The 12285-nt window shown below is 70.5% G+C and carries 13 protein-coding genes; 9 read left to right on the forward strand and 4 right to left on the reverse strand.

What is annotated here, in order from left to right; all coding sequences use genetic code 11:
- Positions 1–60: 60 nt before the first annotated feature.
- The 3 genes from A6745_RS17205 to A6745_RS17215 are packed head-to-tail and all read right to left on the reverse strand — an operon-like array spanning position 61 to position 4517.
- Positions 61–2244 carry a phosphocholine-specific phospholipase C gene (locus tag A6745_RS17205; RefSeq protein ID WP_066129798.1) on the reverse strand — a complete coding sequence of 728 codons (2184 nt, stop codon included), beginning with the start codon at positions 2242–2244 and terminating at the stop codon, positions 61–63.
- A 24-nt stretch (positions 2245–2268) separates the two neighbouring features.
- A complete protein-coding gene (locus A6745_RS17210) occupies positions 2269–2460 on the reverse strand; it encodes a hypothetical protein (protein WP_066129799.1) in 192 nt (63 codons plus the stop codon).
- Between the two features lie 38 nt (positions 2461–2498).
- Positions 2499–4517, reverse strand: a complete 2019-nt coding sequence (locus tag A6745_RS17215) for a nucleotide pyrophosphatase (protein ID WP_066129805.1) — start codon at positions 4515–4517, stop codon at positions 2499–2501.
- A 361-nt stretch (positions 4518–4878) separates the two neighbouring features.
- Between A6745_RS17215 and A6745_RS17220 the strand changes: the two genes are divergently transcribed.
- The 9 genes from A6745_RS17220 (at position 4879) to gspN (ending at position 10674) form a co-directional block, all read left to right on the forward strand.
- The gene (locus A6745_RS17220; protein WP_066129808.1) at positions 4879–5322 is read left to right on the forward strand and encodes a general secretion pathway protein GspC; all 444 of its coding nucleotides are present in this window, start codon (positions 4879–4881) and stop codon (positions 5320–5322) included.
- Between the two features lie 87 nt (positions 5323–5409).
- On the forward strand, positions 5410–5874 hold the full coding sequence (gene gspG, locus A6745_RS17225) for a type II secretion system major pseudopilin GspG (protein ID WP_066129810.1): 465 nt from the start codon (positions 5410–5412) through the stop codon (positions 5872–5874).
- Positions 5846–6337 carry a GspH/FimT family pseudopilin gene (locus A6745_RS17230; protein ID WP_066131323.1) on the forward strand — a complete coding sequence of 164 codons (492 nt, stop codon included), beginning with the start codon at positions 5846–5848 and terminating at the stop codon, positions 6335–6337. Before gspG ends, A6745_RS17230 begins: the two co-directional genes overlap by 29 nt.
- Entirely contained in the window at positions 6324–6707 is a 384-nt protein-coding gene (gspI, locus tag A6745_RS17235; RefSeq protein ID WP_082853120.1) for a type II secretion system minor pseudopilin GspI, read from the forward strand. The genes A6745_RS17230 and gspI overlap by 14 nt, the downstream gene beginning before the upstream one ends.
- Positions 6704–7318, forward strand: coding sequence for a PulJ/GspJ family protein (locus A6745_RS17240; RefSeq protein WP_066129816.1), 615 nt, complete (start codon positions 6704–6706; stop codon positions 7316–7318). Before gspI ends, A6745_RS17240 begins: the two co-directional genes overlap by 4 nt.
- Positions 7315–8310 carry a type II secretion system minor pseudopilin GspK gene (gene gspK / locus A6745_RS17245; protein ID WP_066129819.1) on the forward strand — a complete coding sequence of 332 codons (996 nt, stop codon included), beginning with the start codon at positions 7315–7317 and terminating at the stop codon, positions 8308–8310. The genes A6745_RS17240 and gspK overlap by 4 nt, the downstream gene beginning before the upstream one ends.
- Positions 8307–9311, forward strand: a complete 1005-nt coding sequence (gene gspL / locus A6745_RS17250) for a type II secretion system protein GspL (protein WP_066129820.1) — start codon at positions 8307–8309, stop codon at positions 9309–9311. Before gspK ends, gspL begins: the two co-directional genes overlap by 4 nt.
- The gene (gene gspM, locus A6745_RS17255) at positions 9308–9931 is read left to right on the forward strand and encodes a type II secretion system protein GspM (RefSeq protein ID WP_231886033.1); all 624 of its coding nucleotides are present in this window, start codon (positions 9308–9310) and stop codon (positions 9929–9931) included. Before gspL ends, gspM begins: the two co-directional genes overlap by 4 nt.
- Positions 9928–10674 (forward strand): type II secretion system protein N, encoded by a 747-nt coding sequence (gspN, locus tag A6745_RS17260; protein WP_066129824.1) that lies wholly within the window; start codon positions 9928–9930, stop codon positions 10672–10674. The genes gspM and gspN overlap by 4 nt, the downstream gene beginning before the upstream one ends.
- Positions 10675–10854: 180 nt before the next feature.
- On the opposite strand, the gene gspE is transcribed toward gspN, so the two are convergent.
- A complete protein-coding gene (gene gspE, locus A6745_RS17265; protein WP_066129827.1) occupies positions 10855–12285 on the reverse strand; it encodes a type II secretion system ATPase GspE in 1431 nt (476 codons plus the stop codon).

Here is a 12285-nt window from a genome sequence, read left to right on the forward strand (position 1 = left end):
TTGCGTTCGCGCGCCACCCCGGGCGGCGCGCTTCAGAACGGGACCCGGCGCGAGCGGGGCCTACCGCCCCATCGCCGGATCACTGACGGACGGCTTGCCCGTCTCGATGCGCCCGGCGTAGCGGCGCTCGTAGTCGGGGTCTTCGCGCACGGTCGCCGTGAAGTCGTACCAGCTGCCGCTGTTCTGCAGCGGCCAGTGCTGCTCGGCCCTGCCCTGCGCATCCACCGCCACCGTCCAGCTCTGGCCCGCGGTGTAGTACGCATTGGGCTTGATGTCGAACGTGCAGGCCGTGTCGCCCGTGTTCATGAAGGTGACGTACACGTCGCCGTTGGCCACGTCATAGCAGACGCGGATCTCGGGCACGGCCGCGCTGGCGGCGCGCAGCGTGTTCACATTGCCCTTGAAGTGGCGATGGAAACCGTTGGGGCCCAGCACCCACAGGTCGTAGGCGCCGCTGTCGTCCACCACGCTCCAGCTGTCGTCCAGCTGCTTGTCCGGCTCCACCGTGTAGCGGCGCGGCACGCGGTCCAGGTGCAGGCGGTCGTAGACATGGAACACCGCGCCCTGCGTGCCGGTGTTGGAGAAGATCAGCCACATCTTCATGCCCGACACATCGGCGCGGCCGCTGGTGTGCAGCTCGTAGGGCAGCGCGCGCGAGAAGCGCATGCCGGCGGCCTGGCGCGGCGCCGACTGGTCGGCCTCCGCCGGCACCGCCACCTGCGCCAGCGCGCCCTGCGCCGCGCGCACCGTGTCCGCCTGCGTCTTGGTCAGCAAGGTCAGGTCGGGCAGCGCCTCGTCGTTCGGATTGGCGAAGTTGAAGGCCGAGGTCATGTCGCCCAGGACGGCGCGGCGCCAGGGGCTGATGTTCTCTTCCTTCACGCCGAATCGGGCTTCCAGGAAACGCAGCACCGACGTGTGGTCGAACGCCTGTGAATTGACCCAGCCGCCGCGGCTCCAGGGCGACACGACGTACATGGGCACGCGCGGGCCGGGGCCGTAGACCTGGTTGTCGGCCGGATCCTGCGCCGAGGCCACGGTGTGGTGGTCGGCCAGGGTGTCCACGGTGGACGCGCCGGCCATCGTGCCGTCGTCGTTGTACGACGGCGCGGCGGGCGGCGGCACGTGGTCGAAGAAGCCGTCGTTCTCGTCGAAGTTGACGAACAGCACGGTCTTGCTCCAGACGTCGGGGTTGGCCGTCAGCGCGTTCAGCACCTCCTGGATGTACCAGGCGCCCTGGATGGGGCTGGACGGGCCGGGGTGCTCGGAATAAGTGGCCGGCGCCACGATCCACGAGACCTGCGGCAGCGTGCCGCCCGCCACGTCATCGCGCAGCGCCTGCAGCATCCCGCCGTCGGGCATCGTGTTGGCCACGCCCTTGTACAGGGGATTCGCGGCATCCACCGCCGGCGTCCAGGCGGGGTACGGCGCGCCGTCCGAGCCGTTGCCAGCCGCCTCGTTGGCGCGGCGGAATGTCTGGAAACCCGCCAGCGAGTTGTCGGTGAAATTGTCCGGCAGGTTCTGGTAGACCTTCCAGGTCACGCCGGCCTCTTGCAGGCGCTCGGGATAGGTCGTCCAGTTCCAGCCGGCGGTCGAGGCCTCCAGCCCGTCCCACTGGTTGCGGGTCGAGGGGCCATTGCCCTGCCCCGTGGGGTCGTTGGTGCCGGTCCACAGGAACAGGCGGTTGGTGTTGGTGCCGCCGTGGGTCGAACAGTGGTAGGCGTCGCACAGGGTGAAAGCGTCAGCCAGCGCGAACTGGAAACCCAGCTCGGCCTCGCGGTAGTAGCCCATGGACTGGTTGTTCTTGTAGCGCGGCCACTGCTGCATGCGGCCGCTGCCCCAGGCCTGGTGGGCGTCCACGTAGTCGTGCGGCGTGCCGCTGACGCGCTGCGCGTTGCCCGTGCTGCTGTCCAGGTGGTACGGCATCACGATGCGCGTGCCGTTGGACTGCTCCCAGACGCTGCGGCCATCTGGCAGCGGAATGGTGAAGCGGTCGCCGAAGCCGCGCACGCCGTTCAACGTGCCGAAGTAGTTGTCGAACGAGCGGTTCTCCTGCATCAGGACCACGACGTGCTCGACGTCGTTGATCGTGCCGGTGCGGTTGTTGGCGGGAATCGCCAGCGCGCGGCGGATGCTGGGCGGGAACAGCGACAGCGCGGTCATGCCGCCGGCGGCCAGCGCGGTATTGCGCAGGAAGCGGCGCTTGCCGGCGCTGGCCGGGCCGAAGGAATCGTCGTGTTGGGACATGTCGAAGGGTTCCTCAGTGATCGGTCAGGGCGCGCAGCGCAGTTGCGGCTGCTGGGCGGGGGGCGTGCCGGGTTCGGTGGGAGTCCCGCCGCCACCGCCGCCGTTGTCCGAGTCGGAATCGTGGTCGCCGCCGCAGGCGGACAAGGCCAGGGTCGCAGCCAGCAGCAGGCCGGCGCCCAGGCGCCGCCAGCGTCGCGCATCGCGTTCGATAGGCATGGTTACTCTCTCGTATTGCGGGTGGAAATCCGTCGGGATCACTGCAGCACCTCGGCCACGGAATGGCCGGACAAGGCCAGCGAACGCACCTCGGTCTCGGTCAGGGCGCGATTCCAGAACGCCAGGTCGTCGAAGTCCATGGTGTAGGCGCGCTTCTCGTAGCTGCCGAGCTTGTTGTAGGAACCGACGGCGTCTTCGTTCAGGCCGAAATGCGCGCCCAGCGAACCCTCGATGCGCGCCAGGTTCACGCTGCCGGTGGACACGCTGCGCGTGCTGAAGCCCTTGTCCAGGTCATAGACGTAGGCCGTCATCGTGCTGGCGGTCTTGTCGATGGACAGCGCGATATAGACCGGCTGGTTGGGCGTGAAGCCGAAGCCGTTGAGGTCCGCGCGGTTGCTGCCGTCGCCCAGGTTGAAACGCAGTTCGGCGCGCGCCGGATCGTAGCTGGGACGGCTGGTATTCCACTGTGCGACCGTGATGCCGGCGTTCTTGCCGGTGTTGTAGTCCTTGTTGGCCAGGATGGGCTTGTCGTCGGCCATGCCGTCGGCGCGGTACCAGAAGCCGATGGTGAAGGCGCTGGGCGTGGCGAGCATGCCGGCCGGGAAGTCCAGCTTGAAGGCGCTCAGGTTGGTGGTGCCGCGCTGGTCGCGGAACATGCGGCCGAAGGGGCCATCGGTGAACTCGGGCACCTGCGCGCCGTCGTACGGCGTGATGCCGGTGGTGCCCTGCGAGACGTCCTGCAGTTGGTTCTCGAAGGTGTACAGCATGGTCAGGCCGTTGCGCAGCGAGGACTCCAGCAGCACCGGCGGGGTGTACAGCACCTTGGCCTGCGCCGTGCTGCCCGCGTCGCCGGCCTGCACGGTGTAATTCAAGGTGTGCAGCCCGCCTTCCTCGAACGTGAAACCGGTGTCCTGGTACTGGGTGGCATCCCCCGGCAGGCGGGCGATTTCCGCGCCGTCGCGCAGCACGGTCACCTGGTCCGGCGCCTGGCCGACCAGCGACCAGTTCAGCGTCACGCTGGTGTTGTCGGCGGCAGTGACGGCGGCCAGGCGGCGCACGGCCACGGCGCTGGTCAGCACGGCGCCCGCCATGCCGGTCCGGGCGCTGGCCTGCATGTGCGCCAACGCGGTCGGCGCCACATCGGCGGCGCTGGGCAGCGCGTACCAGGCCTCGTCCCAGGCGGCCGACAGGTCCACGGCGGCGCGGTCGGCGCCCAGCAGATCGGCCCGGTTGGCCGCCAGGAAGACCGTCTTGTTGGCGGTCAGCGGCAGGCCATCGCTGGCGCCGGCGGGCGACAGGCCGTGGCTGGCGGTCACCAGCACCAGCCAGTCTTCCTCGGGATGCGCCTGGCGGCGCGTGGCCACGGCGGCCAGCAACTGGCCCAGGCGGGCGTCGGCCTGGCGCAGCACGGCGGGGTAATCGCCGCCGAAGCCGCCCGACTGGGCGGCGCGCTGCACGGCGCCGAATTGCGCCACCACGGCGTCGTAGCCCTCGCCGATGCGCGCCTGCGCGTCGCCGGCCACGCAGGCGTCGTCGCCCGCGCAATCGGCCAGAGCCGACAGGTAGCCGGCATCGCGGTCGGCGGTCTCGATCTGGGCGACCACACTGGTGTGGAAGGCCGCGGCAGTGCGCGCCGCGGGCTGCGCGGTTTTCAGGCGCTTGAACAGCGTGTCGGCGTGCAGGGCCTGGCCAGCGGCGTTGGAACGCACCTGATGCGTGTCGGCCCATACGCCGGTCAGCACGGTGGCCCAGCCGGGCGCGTCCAGCGTGGCTTGCTGGGTGGGAGTGCTGGTGACGCCGCCCGTCCAGCCGCGCGTCAGCGTCAGCTGGGCCAGATTGGGCAGCGTGCCGCCGGCCGCGCCGGCCTGCACCGCGTCGTAGGTGGCGCCGTCCAGGCCGATCAGCAGCATCTTCTGCACGGCCGGCTGGCCCGCGGGCGGCGTCACGGGAGGCTGCGCCGCCGGCTCGTCGCCGTCATCACCGCCACCGCCACAGGCCGCCAGCACCGTGCTGACGAAGAGGGGGGCAACCCATCGGCACCATTTCGTGTTCTTCATTCTTCGAGCTTCTCGTTGTTGTGGCCGCAAAACGGCGGCCCGGTCAGCTCGACATGCTGGAGGCGGGAAGTGAATGGGGGATGAAGCAAAGCGGAAATCGGCTGATCCCAGGATCAGGAAATCTTTGCAGTCCCCGGCACCATCATTGCGATGAGCCTGCGAATCTTTGCAACCGAATGCTGCCGGCGCGTCAATCGGCCTGCGTACTGGCCCGAATACGACAGCGCGCCGCGTCCGATGCCGGGCGTGCGGAAACCCACCCGCGCGGCGGCGGAGCCTGTAAACTGCTGCGTCGCTGTCCATAAACTGTCATGCGCCACGGGTATGGTCCGCCATTCCCGACCGCCGCCGTCCCGTATTCATGCGCTTCACCGCCCGCTCCTTCCGCCCCACCCTGCCCGGTGCCGCCCGCCTGGCCGCGATCCTCGCGGCAGCCGCGGCGGTCGGCGTCTGGGGCGCGATCCTGCTGGCGCCCAGCCCCGACCGGCTGCCGCCCGCTGTCGCGTCGGCCCCGGTGCGGCAATCCAACGTCGACCCCGTCGCGCTGTGGTTCGGCCGCGATGGCGTGCTGCAGACGCAGATCGCGGTGCTGGGCCTGATTGCCCAGGGCGCCAATGGCGCCGCGGTCATCAGCGTCAACGGCGGCCCGCCCTCGGCCCTGGCCGTCGGCCAGACCGCGGCGCCCGGCATCGTGCTGGCCGCGGTCGATTCGCAGGGCGTGGTGCTCGACGCCAATGGCACGCGCACCCGCGTGGCGGCGCCGCCCTACGACGCGGCGCCCGGCGGCATCACCGTCGTCCGCTGAGGGCCCGGCCTCGTACCGACAATCAATTCTTGCAATTCAATTACATTTCAAGCAGGCTACGCTGTTTTGTCATATTCGGACGCGAAAATGCCGGGCTTGACTGATTTTTCCAAGGATTCCCACGTGCACAGGTACCCCCTGAAGGCTCGCCGCCAGCAAGGCTTCACGCTGATCGAGATCATGGTGGTCGTCGTGATCATGGGCATTCTTGCCGCCCTGATCGTGCCGCGCGTGCTGGATCGCCCCGACCAGGCCCGCCAGGTCGCCGCCAAGCAGGACATCTCCGGCCTGATGCAGGCGCTGAAGCTCTACCGCCTGGACAACGGCCGCTACCCCACCACCCAGCAAGGCCTGCGCGCCCTGGTCGAGCGCCCCGAAGGCGCCAAGGCCTGGCGTCCCTACCTCGAGCGGCTGCCCAACGACCCGTGGGGCGCGCCCTATCAGTACCTCAACCCGGGCGTCAAGGGCGAGATCGACGTGTTCTCGTTCGGCGCCGACGGCAAACCGGGCGGAGAACAAGGCGATGCTGACATCGGCTCGTGGGAGCTCTGAACGGGGCTTCACGCTCGTTGAAGTCCTGGTAGTCCTGGTCATCATCGGCATCGGCGCATCCCTGGTCAGCCTGGCCGCCTTCTCCGGCCCCGACCGCAGCCTGCGCAGCGATGCCGAACGGCTGATGGATGCCTTCTCCGCCGCGCAAAGCGAGGCCCGCAGCGACGGGCGCGTCATTCGCTGGCGCGCCGACGGCGCCGGCTGGTTCTTCGAGCGCCGCGGCCGCTCCGATCAGCTCTCCGCGCAGGACGACGGCCCGTCCCGGCCCGATCGCTTCAAGCAGGACGACCTGCTGGGCGAGCGCGGCTGGACCAAGCCGCCCGTCACCGTGCGCACCGATCCCGCCATGCCGCTGGTGTTCGGCACCGAATGGATCGCACCGCCCATGACACTGCAGTTGCAGGCCAATGGCGACACCCTCACCATCACGCGCGATGCCGCCGGCCGCTATGACATCCAATAGCGCACGCCGCGAACGCGGCTTCACCCTGATCGAAGTGCTGGTGGCGCTGGCCATCATCGCCGTGGCGATGGGCGCCGCCATGCGCGCCACCAGCGTGATGATCAGCAACAACCGCGCCCTGCAGGACAAGACCCTGGCGTTGATGGCCGCCGAGAACGCGCTGGCGCAGATGCGCCTGGAGCAGACGCTGCCGCCGCCGGGCACGCGCAAGGTGGCCTGCCCGCAAGGCGGCCAGGCCATGCAGTGCGAACTGGTCACCACCAGTTCGCTGAACCGCGGCTTCCGCCAGGTCACGGTGCGCGTGCATCCGGCCGGCGACGACGATGCCGTCATCACCCAACTGAGCGGCCTGGTGTCGAACCTGCGATGAGCGCGCGCCCTTTCGAAGCGGCTCGCGGCCGCCGGCAACGCGGCTTCACGCTGATCGAAGTGCTGGTCGCCATCGCCCTGATGGCCCTGGTCAGCCTGATGGCCTGGCGCGGCCTGGCGCAGGTGTCCGACGCCCGCGAGTGGATCGACGCCGAGGCGCAGGACAACGACATGGTCGTGCGCGTGCTGGGCCAGATCGAACGCGACGTCGATCAGGCCTACGTGGGCCCGCGCTCCGCCGCGCCGGATGGCGCGCTGCCCGACGGCGTGAACGTGCTGCGCGGCAACGGCGCCGCGCCCCTGCTGGACATCGTGCGCGCGGCGCCCGACCAGCCAGGCATGTGGCAGCGCGTGGTGTGGCAGTTGCGGCCCGACGGACTGTGGCGCTACGTGGGCGCCGCGGGCACCCGCTACCCCCTGCCTGCGCCCGACACCGGCGCGCTGGTGATGCCGCAGGTCACCGCGCTGCGGCTGCGCGCCTGGGTGCCGGGCAGCGGCTGGGCCAACCTGCCTGCCGCCCTGCCCGCGCAGGCCACCGGCCTGGACATCGCGCTCGAACGCCGCCATCGCGAAGTCCTGCAGCAGTTCAACCGCATCCTGGTGCTGCAATGACGTCACGCCGTCCTTCCCGCCAGCGCGGCGCCGCGGTCATCGGCGCGCTGATCATCGTGGCCATCGTGGCCGCGCTCAGCACCAGCCTGTTCCTGCGGCAGACGGCCACCCTGCGCCAGGTCGAGAACGAAGAAGCGCGCGTGCAGGCGCGCTGGCTGCTGATGGGCGGCATCGACTGGGCGCGCCTGATGCTGCGCGACCACGCGCGCCGCGAAGCCACCACCCAGGGCGACCAGATCTGGGCCACGCCGGTGCAGGACACCCGCATCGAGCAGCCCGGCGACGACCGCGTGGCCATCTTCTCGGGTTTTCTCGAAGACGAGCAAGGCAAGTACAACCTGTACAACGTGGCCATCGGCGGCAAGGTCTCCGAGGCGCAGCTCGAAATGCTGACGCGCCTGCTGTCCAACCTGAACCTGCCGGCCTCGCTGGCGCCGCAGATGGCCAACCTGATCGCGCAGGCCCAGCCGCCCGCGCCGGTCAGTTCCTCCGACGGGCAGACCTCCTCCCCCGGCACCACCACCTCGTCGGCCAGCGAGGCCGCCGAGGAAGCCCTGCAGGCCAAGGCCCGGACCGATGCGCCGCTGCCGCGCGGCATCGACGACATCGCCAACCTGCTGGGCGTCGATCAGGTCTCGCGCCAGGCCCTGCGGCGTACCATGACGGTGCTGCCCGCCCGCACCACCGTCAACGTCAACACCGCGCCGCCCGAAGTCATCGCCGCGCTGGTGCCCGGCCTGTCGCTGGGCCAGGCGCGCAGCCTGGCCGGCGACCGCGACCGCGGCCGCTGGTTCCTGAACAGCGGCGACTTCGGCAACCGCGTCACCGGCACCGGATCCGAAGTGCAAGTGCCGACGGTGGCCACCACCAGCACCTGGTTCATGGCCACGGGCACCGTGGTCTACGAGCGCGCCCGCGTTACCATGCGCGCGCTCATGCAAAGCTCCACCGGAGGGGCGCCTCGCACCCTCTGGACACAGGAAGTCATGTGAAGAATATCCTGCGCATCGCCCTCCCTCCGCTGGCCGACCTGACGGCCAGCTCGCTGCTGGACTACGCCTGGTTCGACCGGCGCGGCCAGCGCGCCCGCCATGGCACCCTGGCGCCCGCCGGCCTGGCAGGCGCCTTTCCGAACATTCCGGTGCAGGCCGTGCTGCATCCGCACGATGCCATCCTGGCCAGCGTGCAGGTGCCCGCCGTGGCCGCCGCGCGCTTCGATGCCGCCGTCAACGGCGCGCTCGAAGCCCTGGTGCTCAGCGACCTGTCCACCCTTGCCGTGGGCCACGGACCGCGCGCCGCCGATGGCGCCGTGGCGGTGGCCTGGGCCGACAGCGCCGCGCTGCAGCGCGCCTGGATGATGCTGTCGCAAGCCGGCCTGCAGGTGCGCGCGCTGGTGCCGGTGCAGGTGCTGGCTGGCGATGCGGCCGACGCCGACGCCCCGCTGGGTTCGCACGAAGACCCGCGCTGGAACCACGACGCGCCGTCATGGTCGCTGGCGCTGCCGCACCTGGCGCCGCAGCGCCCCTCGCGCTGGAAGCCGGCGCTGCGCTGGGCCGCCGTCGCCGCGGTGCTCTGGATCGCCGGGCTGAATTTCTACGCCGCGCAGTTGCGCGGGGAAGCCACCCGCCTGCGCGAGACCATGGTCTCGCAGGTGCGCGACACCTTCCCCGGCACGCCCGTCGTGCTAGATGCGGTGCGCCAGGCCGAGCAAGGCTACAACGCGCTGCTGGCCGGCAACGGCGCCGGCAGCGCCGGCGACTTCATGACGCTGGCGCGCGGCGCGGCCCAGGTGCTGCCGTTCGCCGCCGACAACGTCGAAAAACTGACCTACAAGGACCAGACGCTGTTGCTGGAACTGGCGCCGGCCAAGGACGGCAACGACGACCGCGTGGGCGATGTGCCGGCCATCATGGCAAAGGCCACGGCCCTGGGCCTGCGCATCGAGCGCGAAGAGAACACGCCGAATTGGCGCATCCTGCAGGCGCAACCATGACCACCAGAACCTCCACCTTCCTGCCGATGTGGCACAAGCTGCGCGACCGCTATGCGCAGGCCCGGCGCCAGGGCCAGGCCTGGCTGGCCCGCCTGGCGCCGCGCGAGCGCCGCCTGCTGGGCATCGCCGCGGCGGTCGTGGGCCTGGCGCTGGCCTGGCTGGTCTTCATCGAACCGGCCATGAAATCGGTGCGGGACCTGGGCGTCGAATTGCCCAAGCTGCGCGCCCAGGCGGCCACCGTGGCCGACCTGACCGCCCGCGCGCGCGGCCTGCGCCGTGGCGGCGAACATACCGCCGGCACCCTGCCCACCGATGCCGAACTGCGCGCCAGCCTGCACCAGGCAGGGCTGTCCGAGAACCAATGGTCGGCCGCGCCGGCCCAGCCCGCAGCGGGCGCGGCCGCAGACGCCAAGCCCGGCCTCACGCTCACGTTCACCGAAGCCTCTTCCGTCGCCGCGCTGCGCTGGCTCGACGGCGCCCCGCGCGACTGGCGGCTGGTGGTCACCGACGTGACGCTCACCCGTCCGCGCGACGCCGACGACCGGCGCCTGCCCGGCCGCCTGAGCGGCACCGCCACCCTGGTCCCCTACGACGCGGCGCCGAAGGCTCGGGCACGATGATCGAATTGCTGCGCAAGTTCCGCATCGGCACCCTCGTGCTGGCGGCGGTGGTCGCCCTGGCGGCGGCGCTCACGGTATTGCCGGCGCGCTGGCTGCTGTGGCTGATGCCCGCCGACGCGCCCATCACGGTCGTCGAGGCCAGCGGCACCCTGTGGTCGGGCACCGCCTGGATCGCGCTGGGCAGCCCGCAATCGCGCCGCATGCTGACCGAGCCGGTGCAATGGCGCTGGAACGGCGCCTCGGCCGAGGTGCGCCACCCCTATCTGCGCGGCCCCGTCAAACTGTCCTTCGGACTGGGCGGGGTGTCGGTCTCGGCGCAGCAGGCCACGCTGCCCGCCGCCGTGCTGGCCGGCATGGGCACGCCCTGGAACACCATGTCGCCCGGCGGCCAGATCGACGTGCAATGGCGCGCGTTCACCGCGGGCGCCCTGGCGCAAGGCACGCTGGCCGATATCTACTGGCGCAACGCCAGCGCCGCCATGGCGCCCATCGCCCCCATCGGCGACTACCACGTGCGCCTGGAGGGCAGCGGCCGCAACGTCAAGATCACGCTGTCCACCGACAAGGGCGTGCTGCAACTGACCGGCCAGGGGGAATGGACCGGCCGCCGGCTGAATTTCCAGGGCCGCGCCAAGGCCTCGGACAAGGCCAGCGACACGGAACAGGCCGCGCTGACCGGGCTGCTGACGGCGATCGGGCCCGAGCGCGACGACGGACATGCGTTCGGGACGGGGCGTCTGTAAGGCCGAGCTTGCCTGCCGGGCGCGATGCCCGCGGCGGTTCACGCGCGACGCGGATGGCGGCAAGGCCGGCGGCCCTGCCTGGATGCCGTGCGGTGGCGTGCCGGCCTGCGCGCATGGCCCCATCAAGAAAATGGCGCGGACATTCCGCGCCATTTTTCATCTCTTGGCCAGGTTCAGCGCCTAATCGTCGCGCGTCACCCGCACGATTTCCTCGGGCGACGTCACGCCCGCCTCGATCCAGCGCTGGCCGTCTTCACGCATGTTGTGCATGCCCGACGCCGCGGCGGCCTGGCGCAGGGCCTGCTCGTCGCGGCCTTCATGGATCAGCGTGCGCGCGGTGTCATCCACCACGAACAGCTCGTGGATGCCCGAACGGCCGCTGTAGCCCGTATGGTTGCAATGCGGGCAGCCCACGGCGCGGTACACCGTGGAGCCATCGGCCAGCACCTCCGGCTTGCGGCACTCGGGGCACAGCTTGCGCACCAGCCGCTGCGCCAGCACGCCCAGCAGCGACGAGGCCAGCAGGAAGGGCTCGACGCCCATGTCCGTCAGGCGCGTCACCGCCGACACCGAGTCGTTGGTGTGCAGCGTGGCCAGCACTAGGTGGCCCGTCAGCGAGGCCTGCACCGCGATCTGCGCGGTTTCCAGGTCGCGGATTTCGCCGATCATGATCACGTCCGGATCCTGGCGCAGGATCGCGCGCAGGGCCATGGCGAAGCTCATGTCGATCTTGGCGTTGACCTGCGTCTGGCCGATGCCGGGCAGGTCGTATTCGATCGGATCTTCCACCGTCAGGATGTTGCTGGTGGAGGCGTCCAGGCGCGACAGCGCCGCGTACAGCGTGGTGGTCTTGCCGCTGCCGGTCGGACCGGTGACCAGCACGATGCCGTGCGGCTGGCGGATCAGCTTGTCCAGCCGGCCCAGCACGATGGGGCTCATGCCCAGCTTCTCCAGTTGCAGGCGGCCGGCTTCCTTGTCCAGCAGCCGCAGCACCGCGCGCTCGCCGTGGCCCGTGGGCAGCGTCGAGACCCGCACGTCGATCGGGCGGCCGCCCACGCGCAGCGCGATACGGCCGTCCTGCGGCAGGCGTTTCTCGGCGATGTCCAGGTGCGCCATGATCTTGATGCGCGAGATCAGCGCCGAATGCAGCGCCTTGCGCGGCGACACGACGTCGCGCAGCGTGCCGTCCACGCGGTAGCGCACCACCGAGTGGGTTTCGAAGGGCTCGATGTGGATGTCGCTGGCGTTGTCGCGCGCGGCCTGGGCGAACAGCGCATTGATCATCCGGATCACCGGCGCGTCGTCCTGCGCTTCCAGCAGGTCGGCCACCTCGGGCATGTCCTGCAGCAGGCGGTCCAGGTCGATCTCGTTCTCGGCCACGCCCATCACGGACGCGGCGTCCTCGGTATCGCTGTAGGCGGCCGTCAGCATGGTCTCAAGCGCGCTGTCCTCCACGCTGACCACCGGCACCTCGCCATGGCAGCGCAGGATCTCGCGCACCGCCCAGGCCGGCGTGCGCGGGCTGACCGTCAGTTGCACGGCGCCCGGCCGCATCGACAGCATGGCCCGGTGCGCACGCGCCCAGGCATAAGGCAAGGGATGAGGATTCAT

Source organism: Bordetella ansorpii, from assembly GCF_900078705.1.
GTDB classification, from domain to species: domain Bacteria; phylum Pseudomonadota; class Gammaproteobacteria; order Burkholderiales; family Burkholderiaceae_B; genus Bordetella; species Bordetella ansorpii_A.

Bases quoted from the DNA above. Each gene is read 5' to 3' on its own strand.
- gspK (WP_066129819.1), top strand. From the start codon at position 7,315: ATGACGTCACGCCGTCCTTCCCGCCAGCGCGGCGCCGCGGTCATCGGC.
- A6745_RS17215 (WP_066129805.1), bottom strand. From the start codon at position 4,517: ATGAAGAACACGAAATGGTGCCGATGGGTTGCCCCCCTCTTCGTCAGC.
- gspM (WP_231886033.1), top strand. From the start codon at position 9,308: ATGACCACCAGAACCTCCACCTTCCTGCCGATGTGGCACAAGCTGCGC.
- A6745_RS17205 (WP_066129798.1), bottom strand. From the start codon at position 2,244: ATGTCCCAACACGACGATTCCTTCGGCCCGGCCAGCGCCGGCAAGCGC.
- gspI (WP_082853120.1), top strand. From the start codon at position 6,324: ATGACATCCAATAGCGCACGCCGCGAACGCGGCTTCACCCTGATCGAA.
- A6745_RS17210 (WP_066129799.1), bottom strand. From the start codon at position 2,460: ATGCCTATCGAACGCGATGCGCGACGCTGGCGGCGCCTGGGCGCCGGC.
- A6745_RS17230 (WP_066131323.1), top strand. From the start codon at position 5,846: ATGCTGACATCGGCTCGTGGGAGCTCTGAACGGGGCTTCACGCTCGTT.
- gspN (WP_066129824.1), top strand. From the start codon at position 9,928: ATGATCGAATTGCTGCGCAAGTTCCGCATCGGCACCCTCGTGCTGGCG.
- A6745_RS17220 (WP_066129808.1), top strand. From the start codon at position 4,879: ATGCGCTTCACCGCCCGCTCCTTCCGCCCCACCCTGCCCGGTGCCGCC.
- gspG (WP_066129810.1), top strand. From the start codon at position 5,410: ATGCCGGGCTTGACTGATTTTTCCAAGGATTCCCACGTGCACAGGTAC.
- gspE (WP_066129827.1), bottom strand. From the start codon at position 12,285: ATGAATCCTCATCCCTTGCCTTATGCCTGGGCGCGTGCGCACCGGGCC.
- A6745_RS17240 (WP_066129816.1), top strand. From the start codon at position 6,704: ATGAGCGCGCGCCCTTTCGAAGCGGCTCGCGGCCGCCGGCAACGCGGC.